19 protein-coding genes are annotated in these 20217 nt (G+C 60.8%); 12 read left to right on the top strand and 7 right to left on the bottom strand.

Annotated elements, in window-relative coordinates:
- The first annotated feature begins 152 nt into the window (after positions 1–152).
- From NDJ82_RS26105 to NDJ82_RS26130, 6 genes are read left to right on the top strand one after another with little or no spacing between them, the layout of a single operon-like run.
- Positions 153–845, top strand: a complete 693-nt coding sequence (locus NDJ82_RS26105; RefSeq protein WP_099585519.1) for an RDD family protein — start codon at positions 153–155, stop codon at positions 843–845.
- The gene (locus NDJ82_RS26110) at positions 842–1822 is read left to right on the top strand and encodes a stage II sporulation protein M (protein WP_099585632.1); all 981 of its coding nucleotides are present in this window, start codon (positions 842–844) and stop codon (positions 1820–1822) included. The genes NDJ82_RS26105 and NDJ82_RS26110 overlap by 4 nt, the downstream gene beginning before the upstream one ends.
- Positions 1809–3329, top strand: a complete 1521-nt coding sequence (locus tag NDJ82_RS26115) for a DUF4129 domain-containing protein (protein ID WP_250926583.1) — start codon at positions 1809–1811, stop codon at positions 3327–3329. The genes NDJ82_RS26110 and NDJ82_RS26115 overlap by 14 nt, the downstream gene beginning before the upstream one ends.
- Positions 3326–4483 (top strand): DUF4350 domain-containing protein, encoded by a 1158-nt coding sequence (locus NDJ82_RS26120; protein WP_250926584.1) that lies wholly within the window; start codon positions 3326–3328, stop codon positions 4481–4483. Before NDJ82_RS26115 ends, NDJ82_RS26120 begins: the two co-directional genes overlap by 4 nt.
- On the top strand, positions 4480–5475 hold the full coding sequence (locus NDJ82_RS26125; protein ID WP_099585522.1) for an AAA family ATPase: 996 nt from the start codon (positions 4480–4482) through the stop codon (positions 5473–5475). The genes NDJ82_RS26120 and NDJ82_RS26125 overlap by 4 nt, the downstream gene beginning before the upstream one ends.
- Before the next feature lie 7 nt (positions 5476–5482).
- Complete coding sequence (locus tag NDJ82_RS26130) at positions 5483–6814, top strand: DUF58 domain-containing protein (protein ID WP_250926585.1); 1332 nt, start codon at positions 5483–5485, stop codon at positions 6812–6814.
- Positions 6815–6877: 63 nt separating this feature from the next.
- On the opposite strand, the gene NDJ82_RS26135 is transcribed toward NDJ82_RS26130, so the two are convergent.
- Both NDJ82_RS26135 and NDJ82_RS26140 read right to left on the bottom strand, forming a co-directional pair.
- On the bottom strand, positions 6878–7237 hold the full coding sequence (locus NDJ82_RS26135) for a PilZ domain-containing protein (RefSeq protein WP_158877838.1): 360 nt from the start codon (positions 7235–7237) through the stop codon (positions 6878–6880).
- Between the two features lie 226 nt (positions 7238–7463).
- Entirely contained in the window at positions 7464–7838 is a 375-nt protein-coding gene (locus tag NDJ82_RS26140) for a tol-pal system YbgF family protein (RefSeq protein WP_099585525.1), read from the bottom strand.
- Between the two features lie 175 nt (positions 7839–8013).
- Here NDJ82_RS26140 and pyk point away from each other — a divergent pair, with 175 nt between their 5' ends.
- Complete coding sequence (gene pyk, locus NDJ82_RS26145; RefSeq protein ID WP_032890873.1) at positions 8014–9465, top strand: pyruvate kinase; 1452 nt, start codon at positions 8014–8016, stop codon at positions 9463–9465.
- A 64-nt stretch (positions 9466–9529) separates the two neighbouring features.
- Here pyk and NDJ82_RS26150 read toward each other — a convergent pair whose 3' ends face one another.
- Positions 9530–10279: an enoyl-CoA hydratase-related protein gene (locus NDJ82_RS26150; protein ID WP_099585526.1), complete on the bottom strand. Its 750-nt coding sequence runs from the start codon at positions 10277–10279 to the stop codon at positions 9530–9532.
- Between the two features lie 30 nt (positions 10280–10309).
- Positions 10310–11242 carry an iron-sulfur-binding ferredoxin reductase gene (locus tag NDJ82_RS26155; RefSeq protein WP_250926586.1) on the bottom strand — a complete coding sequence of 311 codons (933 nt, stop codon included), beginning with the start codon at positions 11240–11242 and terminating at the stop codon, positions 10310–10312.
- Between the two features lie 217 nt (positions 11243–11459).
- Between NDJ82_RS26155 and NDJ82_RS26160 the strand changes: the two genes are divergently transcribed.
- The 4 genes from NDJ82_RS26160 (at position 11460) to NDJ82_RS26175 (ending at position 17669) form a co-directional block, all read left to right on the top strand.
- Entirely contained in the window at positions 11460–12983 is a 1524-nt protein-coding gene (locus NDJ82_RS26160) for a fumarate hydratase (RefSeq protein ID WP_191960281.1), read from the top strand.
- A 105-nt stretch (positions 12984–13088) separates the two neighbouring features.
- Entirely contained in the window at positions 13089–14855 is a 1767-nt protein-coding gene (locus NDJ82_RS26165) for a sensor histidine kinase (protein ID WP_250926587.1), read from the top strand.
- Positions 14849–16183, top strand: a complete 1335-nt coding sequence (gene mifR, locus NDJ82_RS26170) for a two-component system response regulator MifR (RefSeq protein ID WP_250926588.1) — start codon at positions 14849–14851, stop codon at positions 16181–16183. Before NDJ82_RS26165 ends, mifR begins: the two co-directional genes overlap by 7 nt.
- A gap of 166 nt (positions 16184–16349) precedes the next feature.
- Positions 16350–17669, top strand: a complete 1320-nt coding sequence (locus NDJ82_RS26175) for an MFS transporter (RefSeq protein ID WP_099585530.1) — start codon at positions 16350–16352, stop codon at positions 17667–17669.
- Between the two features lie 55 nt (positions 17670–17724).
- Here NDJ82_RS26175 and NDJ82_RS26180 read toward each other — a convergent pair whose 3' ends face one another.
- Entirely contained in the window at positions 17725–18480 is a 756-nt protein-coding gene (locus tag NDJ82_RS26180) for a COG4705 family protein (protein WP_112196617.1), read from the bottom strand.
- 190 nt (positions 18481–18670) lie between these two features.
- On the opposite strand from NDJ82_RS26180, the gene NDJ82_RS26185 reads away from it, so the two are divergent.
- Positions 18671–19303, top strand: a complete 633-nt coding sequence (locus tag NDJ82_RS26185) for a flavin reductase family protein (protein WP_250926589.1) — start codon at positions 18671–18673, stop codon at positions 19301–19303.
- Positions 19304–19348: 45 nt separating this feature from the next.
- On the opposite strand, the gene NDJ82_RS26190 is transcribed toward NDJ82_RS26185, so the two are convergent.
- Positions 19349–19594 carry a hypothetical protein gene (locus tag NDJ82_RS26190; RefSeq protein WP_099585533.1) on the bottom strand — a complete coding sequence of 82 codons (246 nt, stop codon included), beginning with the start codon at positions 19592–19594 and terminating at the stop codon, positions 19349–19351.
- 44 nt (positions 19595–19638) lie between these two features.
- Positions 19639–19980, bottom strand: coding sequence for an antibiotic biosynthesis monooxygenase family protein (locus tag NDJ82_RS26195; RefSeq protein WP_065930419.1), 342 nt, complete (start codon positions 19978–19980; stop codon positions 19639–19641).
- Between the last annotated feature and the right edge of the window lie 237 nt (positions 19981–20217).

The following is a 20217-nucleotide window of genomic DNA, read 5'->3' on the forward strand; positions in this document are numbered from 1 at the left end:
TGAAGATCGACAAAGTCTAGGCGCTGGGCCTGGTTCGGGGCCAGCACCAAATCAACTGTACAAACATCCAGCAAAACCTTGAGTGGTTGCTTCCATCGCCGACGCTGTTAGCATCCGTGTCACCCAGCCGCTCTGCACTGCCAAGGATCGCGATGCCATCAGCCCCATTGGATACCCGCTACCAGATCGAAACCCCAGAGGGCATCGACCTGCCACTGCGCCCCGCCGGCCTGGTGCCACGGGTGCTGGCATTTGCCTTTGACCTCGGCGCACGCGCAGTGATCATGGGCGTATTTATGGTGCCATTAGCCCTGCTCGGCAATATTGGGATCGGCCTGGGCTCGCTGCTGCTGTTCCTGGTCAGTTGGTGGTACATGGTGCTGTTCGAGGTCCTCAACCAGGGCTGTTCACCGGGCAAACAGGTCATGGGCCTGCGGGTAGTGCAGGACGATGGCACGCCCATAGGCTGGTCAGCGTCACTGATCCGCAACCTGCTGCGGTTCGTCGACATGCTTCCGTTCGGCTACTTCCTCGGCGCCATCAGTTGCCTGCAGCACCCTCACTTCAAACGCCTTGGCGACCTGGCCGCCGGCACCTTGGTGGTCTATCGCGAGCAGCCCCTGGCACGCCCCCAGATACCTCAAGCTGCAGCACTGCGCCTACCGTTTGCCCTGGACCTGAGTGAGCAGCGGGCGATCCTGGGTTTCGCCGAACGCCAGGCTGAGCTGTCCCCCGAGCGGGTACACGAACTCGCCTCCATCCTCGCGACACCGCTGCAAGTATCCCCAGCACGTGCCGTGGAGCAACTCAATGGCGTGGCCCGTGGCCTGCTGGGGCCAACATGAAACAGAGCCTCTTCGAAAGCCGTTACCAGCCCCAATGGCAAGCCTTTGCCGAACAACTTAAGCAGTTGGAACAAGGCAAGGCCAAGGCCGGTGACCTCGCCGACTTTCCTCATCAATACCGCCGTCTATGCCAGCACCTGGCCCTGGCCCAGGAGCGTGGTTACAGCAGTTACCTGGTGGACCCGCTGCAACAATTGGCATTGCGCGGCCATCAACAACTCTATCGCCACCGCAGCCAATTGGCGGCGAATGTACTGAGTTTCCTACTGGCCGACTTTCCGCGACAAGTAAGGGAACAATGGCGCTTCGTGTTGATTGCCAGCCTGCTGTTCTTTGGCAGCCTGCTGGGCATTGCCCTGCTGGTCTACCTGTTTCCCGACCTGATCTACAGCATTGTCAGCCCACAGCAGGTAGCCGAAATGCAGGGCATGTATGACCCCGATGCCAGCCGCCTGGGTCGCGCCGCCGAACGGGCGTCAAGCGAAGACTGGATGATGTTTGGCTACTACGTGATGCACAACGTCGGCATCGCCTTCCAGACATTCGCCGCGGGGTTGCTGTTCGGCTTGGGCAGTGTGTTTTTCCTGATATTCAACGGGCTGATCATCGGCGCGATTTCCGGGCACCTGACCGAAATCGGCTATGGGCAGACCTTTTGGTCATTTGTCATCGGCCATGGTGCCTTTGAACTGACGGCTATCGCCCTCGCTGGCGCCGCAGGCTTGCAACTGGGCTGGGCGCTGATTGCGCCTGGGCAACTGACACGCAGCGAATCCTTGCGACTTGCCGCTCGCAAGAGCGTGCAACTGCTGTGCGGTGTCATGGTGTTCCTGCTGATCGCAGCCTTTATCGAAGCCTATTGGTCTTCCACCACCCAAATCGACCCTTGGATAAAATACCTTGTGGGCACTGCACTTTGGCTGTTGGTGGCTGCTTACCTGACCTTTGCCGGACGGACTCGCCATGCGCCTGAGTGATGCCAGCGTGGCGATTCGCCCGCGAACCGCATGGGAGGCCATGGACCTTGGCGTATCAATGGCCCGGGAGCATCGCCTGCTGTTGATGGGGAGCTGGGCGCTGGTGACCCTGCCGGTGTTTGCCGTGCTCACCGCGTTGCTATGGAACTACCCATCCACGGCCATGTTCCTGTTCTGGTGGTTCAAACCGGCGTTCGACCGCTTGCCTTTATTCATTCTCTCCAAAGCCCTGTTCGGTGAAACGCCTCGCCTCAAGCAGGCTGTGCGCCAATGGCCAAAACTGCTTAACAGCCAACTGCTGGCCAGCCTGACCTGGCGCAGGCTAAGCCTCAGCCGCAGTTTTGTGATGCCGGTCAGTCAGCTCGAAGGCCTCGACGGCCAGGCGCGTCAACAACGCCTGGGCGTGCTGCTGCAACGTAACGCCGGTGCCGCGCGCTGGTTGACCACTGTCGGGGTGCACCTGGAAATCGGGCTGTGGTTTGGCTGCATGGCGCTGTTCTACCTACTCATTCCGCAGCAACTTGAACTGGATTGGGACTGGCAACGGTTGGCGCTGGCTACGGGTTCCGAAGCCTTGTGGCTGGAGCATCTGGGCAACGCGTTCTATGCCTTGATACTGGTGTTTTGGGAGCCCATTTATGTCGCCTGTGGTTTCAGCCTTTATCTCAATCGCCGCACCGTGCTGGAAGCGTGGGACCTGGAGCTTGTATTCCGCCGCCTGCGCCAGCGCCTGAGCAACGTAGCGTCGCTTTTACTGCTGGCGCTCGGGCTGACATTCCTGCCATACAGCCCGCACGCCATGGCAGAGGAAGGCAAAACACTGAGCCATGAAAGCGCAAGCCAATCCATCAAGTCGCTTCTGGACCAGCCCCCCTTCAAAAACCCGGAGACCGTCACTCGCTACCGCTTTGGCGAAGAAAAGCCCGCCGTTAAAAACCAGACACACAGTGACGGCAAACTTCCGGCGTGGCTGCAGGCACTGCTGGACAACTTCAACGGCAATACTTTCAAGCATGTCGCCCAGGGCCTGGAAGTGCTGTTGTGGAGCGTACTGATCGGCGGCCTGGTCCTATTGATATGGCGCTATCGGGAATGGCTGCGTACTTTTGTCAGCCGGCGCGGGCCAGGGAAACCCAAAGCCGCCAAAGCAGTACCCGCCCAGTTGTTCGGTCTGGAGCTGGGCACAGAGAGCCTGCCCAGGGACATCGCCAGCACTGCCGAGCAACTCTGGTCGAGCCAACCCCGGGAAGCCCTTGGCCTGTTGTATCGCGGCCTGCTGAGCCGCTTGCTGCATGACTTCAACCTGCCCCTTAAAAGCGCGGACACTGAAGGCCAGGTGCTGGAACGCGTTCACCTGTTACAGCAACCACAACTGATGGCGTTCAGCGATGAGTTGACCCGACACTGGCAAAACCTGGCCTACGGTCATCAACTCCCACCCGCCTCGGCCCAGCAAAAACTATGCAACGATTGGCGTGCCCTGTTCAGTTCGGAGGGCGCCCAATGAACCGATGCTTACTAGGGATAGGACTGCTGCTGGCATGCCTGATCACTGCGGGCGGCTTTTACGCCTGGAACAAGGCGATCCCCTATGAAGAGGTGGTGGACCGCGGTCCCGCTCCGCAAGCCCTGGCCAATCCCTACCTGGCTGCCGAACACTTTCTGCGCCAGCAAGGCCTGCCCGTGGAACATGCCAATAGCCTCGAACGCCTGGCCACCCTGCCGGCCGCAGGCAACAGTCTGTTGCTACTGGAAGAACGCAGCAACATGTCGCCACGCCAGGTCGAACAGTTGCTGGATTGGGCCAAGTCCGGTGGACATCTGTTGTTAGTGGCCGAAGCACTCTGGGATGAAGATACCGGCAAAAGCGGCGACCTGTTGCTCGATCGCCTGCATATCCACCAAGTGCTGAGTGACGAACCCGAAGAGCCCGCACCCGCCAGTAAAAAGAAAGCGCCGGACCTGACGAAACTCTATATCGACAATGACACCGCCCCGGCCTACTTCAGCTTCGATACCGACTTCAACCTTATCGACCCCAGGCACCTCGCACAATTTTCAGCCAATAGCGCCAGGTCGAGCCACCTGATGCAACTTGACCTCGGGCAAGGCCGCGTTACGGTAATCACCGACAGCGAACTGTGGAAAACACCCGAGATCGGCAAACACGATAATGCCTGGCTGTTGTGGTATCTGAACCAGGGCACTGCCGTCACCTTGCTGTCCAACAGCAACGTGGATGATCTGTTCACCCTGTTGTTGCGTTACTTCCCCCAGGCAGTGGTTGCGCTCATTGCACTGATAGCCCTGGGACTCTGGCAGGCCTGGATGCGCCAGGGCCCGATCCAGGCCCCAGCCTCCAAGGCGCGCCGGCAATTGCAGGAGCACTTGAAAGCCAGCGCCGACTTTCTGCTGCGCCGCAGCGGTCAAGGCACGCTATTGCAGGCTTTGCAGCACGATATTCTGCGTGCGGCCCGACGTCGCCATCCAGGCTTCGAACATCTCGACAAAGCAGAACAATGGCGGGTACTGGAACACCTGACGCGCCAACCCTCTCACGTCATCAGCCAGGCCCTCGGCCCACTCCCGGCAAAACGGCTTTCCAGCGCCGATTTCAGCCGGCAGGTGGCATGCCTGCAAACCCTCAGGAATGCCCTATGAGCGATTTCCCCAGCACCACAGCCTCGACCGGCGAACCCCTGCAACGCGCCAGCAAGCAAGCCCAAGCTCTGCGTATTGAACTGCGTAAGGCGGTGATCGGGCAGGATCAGGTGATCGATGACGTACTGACCGCACTGATCGCCGGCGGCCACGTCTTGCTCGAAGGCGTACCCGGGCTGGGCAAGACCTTGCTGGTGCGCGCCCTGGCCCGTTGCTTTGGCGGGGACTTCGCGAGGATCCAGTTCACTCCGGACCTGATGCCCAGCGATGTCACCGGCCATGCCGTGTACGACCTGCATACCGAGCAGTTCAAACTGCGCAAGGGTCCCGTGTTCACCCACCTCTTGTTGGCCGACGAAATCAACCGGGCCCCAGCCAAGACCCAGGCGGCCCTGCTCGAAGCCATGCAGGAGCGGCAAGTCACCCTCGAAGGTGAAGCCCTGCCCATCGGCCAGCCGTTCATGGTGCTGGCCACGCAGAACCCAATCGAGCAGGAAGGCACCTACCCCCTGCCGGAAGCCGAGCTGGACCGGTTCATGCTCAAGGTACGCATGGACTATCCCGACGCGCAGCAGGAACTGGATATGGTGCGAGAAGTGACGCGCTCGTCACGGGCCGACATGCTGGATGTGCAACCTTTGCGTACAGTGCTGCAGGCCGAAGACGTGTTGCAACTGCAACAGATCGCCAGTGAACTGGCCCTGGATGAACACGTACTCGACTATGCCGTGCGCCTGGCGCGAGCCACACGCAGTTGGCCAGGCCTGGCCATCGGCGCCGGCCCACGAGCGTCAATCGCACTGGTACGCGGCGCCCGCGCCCGTGCACTGCTACGTGGGGGCGAGTTCGTCACGCCGGATGACATCAAAAGCTGCGCCCTTGCGGTACTGCGTCATCGGGTACGCCTTGCACCAGAACTGGACATCGACGGATTGGAGGTCGACCAGGTGCTCAAGCAACTGCTCGACCAGATTCCGGCACCCCGGCAATGAAGCGCCCATGAAACCGACCCGTCTGTTATTAGTCTGGCTTGGCGTGCTGCTGGGCTTGAACATCCTGCTGGGCACTGCGGCAGCCTTGCAGTTCAAGGTGCCCGACACCCTGCACTCGGTGGCGTGGGGTCTGCTCCTGGCGCTGTTCCTCTTGGCGTTGCTGGACGCGCTGCGACTGCGCCGCAGACCACCACCGAACGTGCATCGGCATATGCCCGGCAGCCTGGCGCTGGGACGCTGGGGCGAAGTACGCCTGGTCCTGGAACATGGCTCTCCACAAGCGTTGACGGTGCAGGTGTTCGATCACGTTCCCGACGGGCTGAGCCTGGAAAACCTGCCCCAGTCCATCGAGTTACGCCCCGGTGAACGCAGCGAGCTGGGCTATCGGCTACGGCCTTTACGGCGCGGGCATTTCACGTTCAGTCGATGCGAAGTCCACCTGCCCAGCCCATTGGGCCTCTGGTCCGCCAGGCGCTTTATCGAAGTCGAGGATGCCACCCGCGTCTATCCGGATTTTGCCCGACTGTACGGGGCACAGCTGCTGGGGGTGGATAACTGGCTGAGCCAACTGGGGGTGCGTCAACGCCAACGACGGGGCTTGGGGCTGGAGTTTCATCAACTGCGCGAATTTCGTGAGGGTGACAGCCTGCGGCAGATCGACTGGAAAGCCACTGCGCGGCAACGTACTCCCATCGCACGAGAGTATCAGGACGAGCGCGACCAGCAGATCGTGTTCATGCTCGATTGCGGCCGACGCATGCGCAGCCAGGATGATGAACTGTCACACTTCGACCACGCCCTCAATGCCTGCCTGTTGCTCAGTTATGTAGCCTTGCGCCAGGGCGATGCGGTGGGATTGTGCACCTTTGCTTGCGACCACCCACGCTACCTGGCGCCGGTCAAGGGCAGTAGTCAGTTGAACCTGTTGCTCAATGCGGTCTATGACCTGGACACCACCCGCCGAACTGCCGACTACGAGGCGGCGGCCAGCCAACTGCTGGCCCGGCAAAAGCGGCGGGCATTGGTGATCGTGGTCAGCAACCTGCGGGATGAGGACGATGAAGCACTACTCAGCGCCGTCAAACGCATCAGCCGTCAACATCGGGTGCTGGTGGCGAGTATGCGGGAGGAAGTCCTCGATCTACTGCGCCAGTCTCCCGTACAGACGTTGCCCGAGGCTTTGGCCTACAGCGGCACTGTCGACTACCTCAACATGCGGGACGAATTGCATGACCGTTTGAACGCACACGGTCTGTCGGTGCTGGATACGCTGCCATCAGCCATGGGCGCCGCCCTGGTAACACGCTACCTGGGCTGGAAAAAAGCTGGAGTCTTCTGAAAAAAGCGCACGACTGCTGGGGGACAGCACCATTCCCCCGGACATGTCGACTGCATGCTGCTTCTAGGCCGAGGCCTCCAAGGGATCGAAGCTGAAGTAATGCAACAGCGCCTTGATGAGCTGCCCATATTCCTCGGGCGCCTGAAGCACGCTGAACCCGGAATCGTAATGCTGCGGGTTGATATCTTCATGACTCCACAGGCAGGTCGCCGTGAGGTCAATGGCATGGAAGGTGTCGTCAGCCCCAGGAATTTTCAAGCGCAACTCGAACTCCGCGTCGACCATCATGGGTAACTGGCTGATCAACATCAGCCCGTCGTCAGAGAGGTTACCCAAATATCCGATGGGCTTGTCGGTGACGCGGTTAAACACCTGCAGGAAATAAGGAAGTTGATGCCGCTCGATCCGTCGGTCGGTAAACATGGTGAGATCGCCATCCAGTGGCCATGACTCTGGCCGTGCCAGTGATTCGGAACGAGCGCAATTGCTCGCTCTCCCTGGATCTCGGTGTGACGAAAGACAACGCCTTGTCACTAGACAGCTGCCGAATCCGGGCCCCGCATTCGTTCGAATAGAAAACCTATACAAACGCCCATTCAAAGGATAGCCCAAGACTGGCAAGGGGCCAGTTATTAAATGACGAACGCCATTACAACGAGGCCGGACGCGGCTTTGCAACGCTTGCACCGGGGTAATGCCCCAGTTGTTGCAAGGTGTCCAACCTTGCGCGTGCACGGTAGGCGTATTCGCTCGACGGGTACTGATTAATGATGAATTGGTAGGTTTGCACCGCATCGACGAACAGCTTCTGTCGTTCAAGGCATTGCCCGCGCAACATCGAGACCTCCGGCTGCACGTAGCGCCGGGTACGACTCTCGCGGTCGACCTGGGACAATTCCAGAGTGACACGCTCGCAGTCACCGACCTTGTACGCACGGTAAGCGTTGTTCAAATGATGGTCCATCGACCAGCGGGTGCAGCCGACAACACTGACGGCCAGGGCAGCAATGAGCAAAATTCGCATGAGGGTTCTCCTGTCTTGTGCAGTGTATCGACCCCTCGTCGAAAATCTTCAAGGATGTTGGTCTATTCAATCGGAACGAAAACAAGCGAATCGTCGATAAGTAGTGCAAACGAACAATGACTACAACCAAAGAGCATAGTAGCCTTCCTCAGCGCTTGAACTCAGGAGTCTGTGCATGTCCGTCCGTCGTACCAAAATCGTCGCCACCCTTGGCCCGGCCAGCAACTCGCCGGAAGTCCTCGAACAGCTGATTCTGGCTGGTTTGGACGTTGCCCGTCTGAACTTCTCCCACGGCACCCCGGACGAGCACAAGGCTCGCGCCAAGCTGGTGCGTGACCTGGCCGCCAAGCACGGTCGCTTCGTCGCATTGCTGGGTGACCTGCAAGGCCCGAAAATCCGTATCGCCAAATTCACCAACAAGCGTATCGAGCTGAAGATCGGTGACAAGTTCACCTTCTCCACCAGCCATCCGCTGACCGAAGGTAACCAGGACGTCGTGGGTATCGACTATCCGGACCTGGTCAAGGACTGTGGCGTCGGTGACGAGTTGCTGCTGGATGACGGCCGCGTAGTCATGCGTGTCGACACCGCCACCCCGACCGAACTGAACTGCACCGTGATCATCGGCGGCCCGCTGTCCGATCACAAAGGCATCAACCGTCGCGGCGGTGGCCTGACTGCTCCAGCCCTGACTGAAAAAGACAAGGCCGACATCAAGCTCGCCGCTGAAATGGAAGTGGACTACCTCGCCGTGTCCTTCCCGCGTGACGCCGCTGACATGGAATACGCCCGTAAACTGCGCGACGAAGCCGGCGGTACCGCCTGGCTGGTGGCGAAGATCGAACGCGCCGAAGCCGTGGCCGATGACGAAACCCTCGACGGCCTGATCAAGGCATCCGACGCCGTGATGGTTGCCCGTGGTGACCTGGGTGTGGAAATCGGCGACGCCGAGCTGATCGGTATCCAGAAGAAGATCATCCTGCACGCACGCCGCCACAACAAAGCAGTGATCGTCGCGACCCAGATGATGGAGTCGATGATCCAGAACCCGATGCCGACCCGCGCCGAAGTGTCCGACGTGGCCAACGCCGTGCTCGACTACACCGACGCCGTGATGCTCTCGGCTGAAAGCGCCGCTGGCCCGTACCCGCTGGAAGCCGTGCAGGCCATGGCGCGCATCTGCGTCGGCGCCGAAAAGCACCCGACCAGCAAGACCTCCAGCCACCGTATCGGCAAGGTCTTTGAAAGCTGCGACCAGAGCATCGCCCTGGCCGCCATGTACACCGCCAACCACTTCCCGGGCGTTAAAGCGATCATCGCCTTGACCGAAAGTGGCTACACGCCGTTGATCATGTCGCGCATCCGTTCCTCGGTGCCGATCTACGCGTTCTCCCCACACCGCGAAACCCAGGCCCGCGCGGCGATGTTCCGTGGCGTGTACACCGTACCGTTCGATCCGGCTTCGTTGCCGCCCCATGAAGTCAGCCAGGCGGCCATCGACGAGTTGATCAAGCGTGGCGTCGTGGAGAAAGGCGACTGGGTCATCCTGACCAAGGGCGACAGCTACCACACCATCGGCGGCACCAACGGCATGAAAATCCTGCACGTTGGCGATCCAATGGTCTGAGTCAAACGCTGAAAAACAAAAGCCCTGCCATGTGAATGGCAGGGCTTTTTGTTTTTGATGTGGCTCAGCGTTTGGTGATAAACCCCGATAACGCCGCAATCGCCTCCGGTGACTTCAAACGCTGGACGAACAACGCGCCCTCCTCCTCAATCACCTGCCGCAACTGCTCACGATCCACACTCTTCATCAATTGCTTGGTCACCTGCACCGCCCCCGGCGCCAGCGTTTCAAAGCGCTCGGCGATTTCCCGCGCCTTGGCCAACGCCGCTTCGCCACTGCCCAACGCCTCGGTGGCGATCCCCCATGCAGCAGCCTGCTCCCCGGTAAACCCCTCACCCAGCAACAACAATTCAGCCGCCTTCGCATGCCCCAGCAAACGCGGCAGGATCAGGCTCGAACCAAACTCAGGACACAGCCCCAGGTTGACGAACGGCATACGCAAGCGCGCATCACGGCTGATATACACGAGGTCACAGTGCAGCAGCAGGGTTGTGCCAATCCCCACCGCCGCTCCTGCCACCGCAGCGATTACGGGCTTGCGACAGTTGAGCAGACTTTTCATAAAGTGAAACGGTGGGCTGTCGAGGTCGCTGGGCGGCTGTTCAAGAAAATCGCCGATGTCATTACCGGCGGTAAAACACTCGCTGCTGCCCTGGATCAGTACGGCGCTGATCGCTGAATCGGCATCCGCCAACTCCAGCGCCTCGGCGAGTTGGGTGTACATGGCGCGGGTCAGGGCGTTTTTCTTGTCCGGGCGGTTGAGCTGCAGGGTCAGCAACCCGCGCTCGCGGTGCAGCAGGATGGCGTCGGTCATGGTGCGTCTCGCGGCTGTAGGGTTCAGCGCTCAACCACGGGGCAGGAACACATCGGCCAGCAGTTGATTGCGCGGCAGTCCCGCCAGGAACAAGCGCTTGGAAAACGCCTCGACACTCGCGGGGTGTCCGCAGAGTAAGGCCAGCGTTTGCCGGGAAACAAGCCGCAGTTGCGCCAATGCCTGGGTCGACTCAGCCGCCGTCCACAACTCCACCGACAGGTTTGAATGCTGCGCGGCCAGCGCTGCCAGGGGTTCGGCCAGGTAATGAGCGTCGGCATCATGGGCCAGGTGAATCACACGGATGGCGCCTTGATGATCCTGGCGCAAGGCCTCGCGCAACACGCCCCACAACGGACCAAGGCCAGTGCCGGAGGCCAGCAGCCACAGCGGGCGGGATTGCCAGTCTGGATCGTATTGCAAAGCGCCGCCGCGCAACTCGCCCAGGCGCAATGGATCGCCGACCTGCAGCTGCCGAGCGAGATCACTGAATTGACCGGGCTGCCGGCAATCGATATGAAACTCCAGAAATGCATCTTCCTGAGGCAAGCTGGCCAAGGAATACGGCCGCGCCACGTGCCCGGCCCACAGCACCAGATGCTGCCCGGCCCGATATCGCAGGCCGCGCTCGGGTTGCAGGCGCACGCGCACAACATTCGAGTTCAGCCAGTCGGCGCCCACCACCCGAGCCGCCAGACCATCGCGTTGCGGATCAAACGCTTCGACCTGCAGATCACCCGTCACATGGCACTGGCAGGCCAACCGCCAACCGTCCTGGCGTTGCGCAGGGCTCAGGGCATCGGGCTGTCTGTCCTCGACCTCGCCCCGGCAACGTACCAGGCATGCATGGCAACTGCCGGCGCGGCAACTGTAGGGCACGGCCACGCCCGCCTGGTTCAAGGCATCCAGCAGGTTGCTGCCGGCAGTTACCGACCAATGGCGTTCGCCGACGTACAGTTCAGGCATATAAGGGCTCAATCACAGGGGAGGCGCACAGGGAATCATGCCTGCGACAGTTTGACCATAGTCGGGTGTATCGGCCACCGCGTCGGGTTATACTGCCGCGCCTTTTTAGCGTCGCGCCTGCACCACTTGGCGTGCCTTGGAAAGGTGGCTTCAGCCGACCGATACACCCCACTGAAGCCACCTTTATTGAATGTTCCCTTATAGAGGAGCGCGACTCATGACCGTGATCAAGCAAGACGACCTGATTCAGAGCGTTGCCGACGCCCTGCAATTCATTTCCTACTACCACCCCGTTGACTTCATCCAGGCGATGCACGAGGCCTACCTGCGCGAAGAATCGCCAGCAGCCCGTGACTCCATGGCGCAGATCCTGATCAACTCGCGCATGTGCGCCACCGGCCATCGCCCGATCTGCCAGGACACTGGTATCGTCACCGTGTTTGTGCGCGTGGGCATGGACGTACGTTGGGATGGCGCCACCATGGGCCTGGACGACATGATCAACGAAGGCGTGCGTCGCGCCTACAACCTGCCGGAAAACGTCCTGCGAGCGTCTATCCTCGCCGACCCGGCCGGTGCGCGTAAGAACACCAAGGACAACACCCCAGCGGTGATCCACTATTCCATCGTCCCGGGTAACACCGTGGAAGTGGACGTGGCTGCCAAAGGCGGTGGTTCCGAGAACAAGTCGAAAATGGCCATGCTCAACCCGTCCGACTCGATCGTCGACTGGGTGCTCAAGACCGTTCCGACCATGGGCGCCGGTTGGTGCCCGCCGGGCATGCTCGGCATCGGCATCGGCGGCACCGCCGAGAAAGCCGCAGTGATGGCCAAGGAAGTGCTGATGGAATCCATCGACATCCACGAGCTGATCAAGCGCGGCCCGTCCAACCGTATCGAAGAAATGCGCCTGGAGCTGTTCGAGAAGGTCAACCAACTGGGCATCGGCGCCCAGGGCCTGGGTGGCCTGACCACCGTGCTCGACGTGAAGATCATGGACTACCCGACTCACGCCGCTTCGCTGCCGGTGTGCATGATCCCCAACTGCGCCGCCACCCGTCACGCGCATTTCGTGCTCGACGGTTCCGGCCCGGCGTCGCTGGAAGCACCACCGCTGGACGCCTACCCGGAAATCGTCTGGGAAGCCGGCCCGTCGGCCCGTCGCGTCAACCTCGACACCCTGACCCCGGAAGACGTGCAGAGCTGGAAGCCGGGCGAAACCGTGTTGCTCAACGGCAAGATGCTTACCGGCCGCGACGCCGCGCACAAGCGCATGGTCGAGATGCTGAACAAGGGCGAAACCCTGCCGGTGGACCTCAAGGGTCGCTTCATCTACTACGTCGGCCCGGTAGATCCAGTGCGCGAAGAAGTGGTTGGCCCAGCTGGCCCGACCACCGCCACGCGGATGGACAAGTTCACCCGCCAGATCCTTGAGCAAACCGGCCTGCTGGGCATGATCGGCAAATCCGAGCGCGGCCCGACTGCGATCGAAGCGATCAAGGACAACAAGGCCGTGTACCTGATGGCCGTGGGCGGCGCTGCTTACCTGGTGGCGCAAGCCATCAAGAAGTCGCGGGTTGTCGCGTTCGCCGAACTGGGTATGGAAGCGATCTACGAGTTCGACGTCAAAGACATGCCGGTCACCGTTGCCGTTGATAGCAAAGGCGAATCCGTGCACATCACCGGTCCTGCCATCTGGCAGAAAAAGATCAGTGAAAGCCTGGCGGTAGAAGTGCAGTAAGCACTTTACTGCAAGGATAAAGGCGACTGCGGCCCCATGGCCCAGTCGCCTTTTTTATGGCTCATGGTATGGTGCTCGCCCCTTATTGCAGCTGTTCATATCCGTATGATCGCGATCCCTCGCCCCCTGCGCCTGACCTTCTACTCGTTATTGATCATCGCCGGAGCGGTGCTGGCCGCTGCCTTGGCCACGCGTCATGCCGAGCGCCAGGCCCTGGCCGACGATGCCGCACGCGCCAATCAACAGCTCGCGCTGTACGCCAACTCGCTGCACACCCTGATCGAACGCTACCGCGCCCTGCCCGCCGTGCTGGCGCTGGACTCGGAAATGATCAGCGCGCTCAAAGGCCCGTTGGATGCCGCTACCCAGGACGTGCTTAATCGCAAACTGGAACGTATCAATGGTGCCGCGCAATCGTCCACCCTGGAATTGATGGACCGCAGCGGCCTCGCCGTGGCCGCCAGCAACTGGGCGCTGCCGAGCAGTTATGTGGGCCACAACTATGCATTCCGGCCGTATTTCAGCCAGACCAAGAGCCAGGGCACCGGGCGCTTTTATGCGGTGGGGGTGACCACCGGGATTCCGGGTTACTTCCTCTCCAGCGCAGTACTCGATGAAAACGAGCAGTTCCTGGGCGCCATGGTGGTGAAACTGGAGTTCCCCGAGCTGGAGCGCGAATGGGCCCAGGGCGATGACTTGCTGCTGGTCAGTGATGCACGTGGCATCGTGTTTATTGCCAACCAGCCGGGCTGGCGTTATCGCAATCTGAGGTCGCTATCGGCCAATGACCTCGCCGAGCTCAAGGCCACTCGCCAATACGACAAGAAACAACTGCAGCCGCTGGAAACCGAGACCCTGCAGCGCTTTGACGAAAACAGCCACCTGATGCGCGTCAACGGCCCCGACGGCAGTGCCCGGTACATCTGGGAATCGCTGCCGCTGAAGGCAGAAGGCTGGACCCTGCACCTGCTGCGCAAACCGCAATTGCCGTTTGAAGACCAACGCAACGCGGGCCTGGCCGCCGCGGGCTCCTGGCTGGCGCTGGTGTTCCTCGTGCTGTTCCTGAGCCAACGCTGGCGCCTGGCCCGCTTGCGCCAGCGCAGCCGCGAAGAGCTGGAGCAACTGGTGGAAGAACGCACCCAGGCCCTGCGCACCGCACAGGACGGCTTGGTGCAATCGGCCAAGCTGGCGGCGCTGGGGCAAATGTCCGCCGCCCTCGCCCACGAAATCAACCAGCCACTGACTGCCCAGCGCATGCAGCTTGCCACCCTGCGCCTGTTGCTGGATCACGGCCGCGTGGACGACGCCTACAAGGCGCTCACGCCGCTGGACGACATGCTCACGCGCATGGCCGCGCTCACCGGCCACCTCAAGACCTTCGCACGCAAAAGCCCCAGCGGCTTGCGCGAACGCCTGGACCTGGCCACGGTGGTCGACCAATCCCTGCACCTGCTCGACGCACGCCTGCGCGATGAAGGCATCGGCGTGGTGATGGACCTGACCCGCCCGGCCTGGGTGCGCGGCGACGCGATTCGTCTGGAGCAGGTGCTGATCAACCTGCTGCGCAACGCCCTGGACGCCATGGCCGACAAGCCGCGCAAGCGCCTGGAAATCCGCCTGCACGCCGACCAGCAGCTTTGGCTTTTGACCGTCAGCGACAGCGGCGGCGGGATTGCCGAGGAACACCTGAACAACGTGTTTGACCCGTTCTTTACCACCAAGCCGGTGGGTGATGGTCTCGGTTTGGGACTCGCGGTGTCTTACGCTATCGTGCATGAACTCGGTGGACGCCTGATCGCCGGCAACCACGGCGACGGCGCGATATTCACCCTGACCCTGCCCATCGCGCTGGAGACGCCGGACCTATGCTGAATGCGGTGATTGTGGTCGATGACGAAGCCAGCATTCGCACGGCCGTAGAGCAGTGGTTGAGCCTCTCCGGGTTTGAGGTGCAGCTGTTCAGCCGCGCCGAAGAATGCCTGGCACACCTGCCCAAGGACTTTCCCGGCGTGATCTTGAGCGACGTGCGCATGCCAGGGCTCAGCGGCCTGGAGTTGCTGGCCGAGGTGCAGCGTCGCGACGCCGACTTGCCGGTGATATTGCTGACCGGCCATGGCGATGTGCCGATGGCTGTCGAAGCCATGCGCGACGGCGCCTACGATTTTCTGGAAAAACCCTTCAGCCCTGAAGCCCTGCTCAACAGCCTGCGCCGGGCGTTGGACAAACGTGGGCTGATCCTGGAAAACCGTCGCCTGCACCAACAGGCCGACCACCGTTCGAAGCTCGAATCCAGCCTGCTCGGCGTGTCCCGCGGCTTGCTGAACCTGCGCCGTCAGGTGCTCGACCTGGCGAGCTTGCCGGTCAACGTGCTGATCCGTGGCGAGACCGGCAGCGGCAAAGAGCTGGTTGCCCGCTGCCTGCATGATTTCGGCCCTCGGGCCAAGAAGCCGTTTGTGGCGCTCAACTGCGCGGCAATTCCCGAGCAGTTGTTTGAAGCCGAGTTGTTCGGCCACGAAAGCGGCGCGTTCACCGGCGCCCAGGGCAAGCGCATCGGCAAGCTGGAATACGCCCACGGCGGCACGCTGTTCCTCGATGAAATCGAAAGCATGCCCCTGGCCCAGCAAGTGAAGTTGTTGCGGGTGTTGCAAGAACAGAAGCTGGAGCGACTGGGCTCCAACCAGAGCATCCACGTGGACTTGCGCATCATCGCCGCGACCAAGCCGGACCTGCTGGAAGAGGCCCGAGCGGGGCGGTTTCGCGAAGACCTGGCTTATCGCCTCAACGTCGCACAATTGCGCCTGCCGCCGTTGCGCGAGCGCCGTGAAGATATTCCGCTGCTGTACGAGCACTTTGCCCAGAGCGCTGCTGAACGTTTGGGGCGTACGGCCGAGCCATTGAGCGGGCCGGCGCTGGGGCGCCTGCTCAGCCATGACTGGCCCGGCAATGTGCGTGAACTGGCCAACGTCGCCGAGCGCCAGGTGTTGGGCCTTGGCGACCCGGAACCGGAAGGCATCGAGGCCGGGCAATCCCTCGCGGCACAGCAAGAAGCCTTCGAAGCCCATTGCCTGAAGGCAGCGCTGACCCGGCACAAAGGCGACATCAAGGCCGTGCTGGCGGAATTGCAACTGCCCCGCCGTACCTTCAATGAAAAAATGCAACGCCATGGCCTGGCACGCGACATGTTCATCAAGGATGAATGAGCGGATTTCCGCTCATCATTCCAGAATAACCAGCGATATTCCGCTCAAAAAAAACCACAAACCCTTCTAGACCGGGCCTTCATCTACCTGGCACAGCTCCTGCTACAGCCCCAGCCAGGCAGCGCTCGCGCCGCTCCATAAAAACAACTAGATGAAGGATCCTTCAATGGATAACTCCAACACCTTGCCTCTGGGGTCGGCGGCCGCGCCGGCACAACCACGCACCACTTCCAGCCGCATCAAGTCGATCTTCAGCGGATCAGTCGGCAACATGGTCGAGTGGTACGACTGGTACGTCTACGCCGCTTTTTCACTGTACTTCGCCAAAGCCTTTTTCCCGAAAGGCGACACTACCGCCCAACTCCTCAACACCGCCGCAATCTTCGCCGTGGGCTTCCTGATGCGCCCGATCGGCGGCTGGCTGATGGGCCTGTACGCCGACAAGGTCGGGCGTAAAAAAGCCCTGATGGCCTCGGTCTACCTGATGTGCTTCGGCTCGTTGCTGATTGCCCTGAGCCCAGGCTATGAAGTCATTGGTATCGGTGCGCCCATCCTGCTGGTGTTTGCCCGTTTGCTGCAGGGGCTGTCAGTCGGCGGCGAATACGGCACCTCCGCCACCTACCTCAGCGAGATGGCGACCAAGGAGCGCCGTGGTTTCTACTCCAGCTTCCAGTACGTGACCCTGATCTCCGGCCAGCTCATCGCTTTGGCGGTGCTGATCGTGCTGCAACAGGTGCTCACCACCGAGCAACTGTATGCCTGGGGCTGGCGTATCCCGTTCGCCATCGGCGCCCTGTGCGCAGTGGTCGCGCTGTACCTGCGTCGTGGCATGGAAGAAACCGAGTCGTTCACCAAGAAAGAAAAAGCCAAGGAAAGCGCGATGCGCACCTTGATGCGTCACCCCAAGGAACTGATGACCGTGGTCGGCCTGACCATGGGCGGCACCCTGGCCTTCTACACCTACACCACCTACATGCAGAAGTACTTGGTGAACACGGTAGGCATGAGCATCTCCGACTCCACCACCATCTCGGCAGCTACGCTGTTTCTGTTCATGTGCCTGCAACCGATCGTCGGCGGGCTGTCGGATAAAGTCGGCCGTCGTCCAATCCTGATCGCCTTCGGCATCCTCGGCACGCTGTTCACTGTGCCGATCCTCACCACCCTGCACACCATCCAATCCTGGTGGGGCGCGTTCTTCCTGATCATGGCGGCGCTGATCATCGTCAGCGGTTACACCTCGATCAACGCAGTGGTGAAGGCCGAACTGTTCCCCACCGAAATCCGTGCCTTGGGCGTGGGCCTGCCGTATGCACTGACCGTATCGATCTTCGGCGGCACCGCTGAATACATCGCGCTGTGGTTCAAGAGCATCGGCATGGAAACCGGTTACTACTGGTATGTGACTGCGTGTATCGCAGTGTCGCTGGTGGTCTACGTGACCATGAAGGACACCCGCAAGCATTCGCGCATTACCACGGACTAAAAAATGTGGGAGGGGGCTTACCCCCTCCCACATTGGCTTTACATCGCTTAGTTAATCAGCGCAGTTCCGCCACCTCACTACGCCCATACCGCCGCTGCGCATACGACGCCCCTGCAATCATCATCACCAATATTCCCGCCAACACCGCCGATGAACCAATGGTGCCAAAATCCAGGCCACCCTGCTCATGGGGCTTGGTCAGGAAATCCCCCAACGTCGCGCCAAACGGCCGGGTCAGCACAAACGCTACCCAGAACAACAGCACCGACGAAATCTGCGTGAAGTATTTGAGCGCCACCACTGCGGCGATGGTCGAGCCGATCAACAGTGCCCCGCCAGCAAACCCCAACCCCGAATCGTCCGCCAGGAAATCGCCCAACGCCGTGCCGAGGGTGTTGGAAAACAGAATTGCCATCCAATAGAACAACTCACCCCGGAAGGTCTGCACCTTGTTCACGTTCAGCGAGTCACCGCTGAGGTGCCACAGCGCGAAAATGATCATCAGGATCACAATCAGGATCATCGACCCCGTGGCGTAACCCAAGCCCAGGGTGCGGTCCATAAAGTCGGACATGGTGGTGCCGGCCGTGCTGGTGGATAAAATCACGATCCAGTACAGCACCGGGTTGTAGGTTTTCGACCAGAGTTGCGTCACCAGAGTGACCAGGAACACGCTGATCAAAATCATCGAACTGATCGCATAACCGACATTCAGGGTCATCGACAACAAGTCCCCGGCGGTTTCGCCCAAGGTGGTTGCGCAGATTTTCATGACCCAGAACGCCAGGGTGATCTGAGGAAGTTTATTCATGGGGTAGAAGGCTCCGAGATTCAGTCTTTCGATGGCCGACTTATGGGGGTGTCGACCTTGGGCGCAGACTGAACGGGGCGCTGTGAAAAATAGGTGGGCGATGAATGAAAATTCCATGGGCCAATGGAAATTCGCTGCCACGGGTTGCACTATGACCTCCTCCCAGAATTGCGTAGCAGGAACCCGGCCCATGTCTGACGATATCCATTTCTACGAACCCGCCAACGGCCACGGCCTGCCCCATGATCCGTTCAACGCCATCGTCGGCCCACGGCCTATCGGCTGGATTTCGTCCCACGACAGCGCAGGCCGCCTGAACCTGGCGCCCTACAGTTTTTTCAATGCGTTCAACTACATTCCGCCAATCATTGGGTTTTCCAGTGTCGGGCGCAAAGACAGCCTGAACAACATCGAACAGACCGGCGAGTTCGTGTGGAACCTCGCTACCCGCCCGCTGGCCGAGCAGATGAACCAGAGTTGCGCAGCGGTCGCGCCAGACGTGAATGAGTTCGAGTTGTCAGGCCTGACGCCGGTGGCCTCGAAAATCGTCGCCGTGCCACGGGTGGGCGAAAGCCCGGTGTCATTCGAATGCAAGGTGACGCAGATCATCCAGCTGCAACGCGCCGACAAAGGGTTGGTACCGAGTTGGCTGGTGCTGGGCGAGGTGGTTGCGGTGCATATTGCCAAGTGGCTGCTCAAGGACGGCGTCTACGACACCGCCGCCGCCGAGCCGATTTTGCGCGGCGGTGGCCCGGCGGATTACTTCCAGCTAGGGCCAGAGGCACTGTTCAAGATGCACCGCCCAGGCGCCCCCCAACGCTGATTGGAGTGCGATCAATTGTGGGAGGGGACTTGCCCCCTCCCACATTTAGTCAGCGGCAGGCGCCCAAATCAGTTGACCCTCTGCATCCACGTCGACCAAGCCTGCAAGCTGCAGCGTCGCCGCATCATCGGCATCCGAAGCGGTCTTGAACGTCTGCCCATCGAGGATCTTGTGAAACTGCGGTGCGCCCATGCCATCCAGTGCCTTGACGGCGACGGCGGCGCTGTAGCCTCCTTCACCCGGTACTACGGCGGAAACGGCTTCGTGGTGGGCAAATTGTTTACGTGCCATGTTGCAGGTCCTGGCCAATGGAAAGGCGGCCATTCTAAACCGGTTCAACCGGCGAGTTGCAGGTACTCGCCATAGGCGTGGGCGGCGGATGCATCGGTGAAGGTCTGAAAGTCCATGCTGCGCACCACCATGTCGTTCAACAACTCGGTGAAGATCATCAGCGCCGGCGAGCTGAAGTAGGCGCTCATCGCCTGCTCGCTGCTCCAGAAACCCGAGACCAGCCACACATCGGGGTCGACCTGGGAATGCTGCAACGAAAATTGCAGACAACCCTGAGCCTGACGCCCTGGTTCGATCAAACTGCTCAAACGTGCACCGAGTTCGGTGCTGCACCCGGTGCGGGCACGGATAAAGGCCATATGGCTCGCGGGAATGGGGGTGGACATGTTCGACTCTCCCGTTGAGAAGTGATGCTCGGCAAGCACTGTGAGGGTGTGTTGCCACAGGATCAACGATAACGGCGCGGGGGTGGACGCGGTTAGTCGATTCCTGCCGGCTTATTGCACAATCCTGCGAGAAGCGTAAACCGAGTGTTCGGCCCAGCGGTTTTACGCAGGGGCGAACGCCGTGTTTCAGGGAGATGACAGGCCTCGCGCTTGCCTGATTGCCCACATGGCGCAGGA

It is taken from the genome of Pseudomonas sp. SR18 (genome assembly GCF_023701505.1).
GTDB classification, from domain to species: Bacteria; Pseudomonadota; Gammaproteobacteria; order Pseudomonadales; family Pseudomonadaceae; genus Aquipseudomonas; species Aquipseudomonas cyclaminis.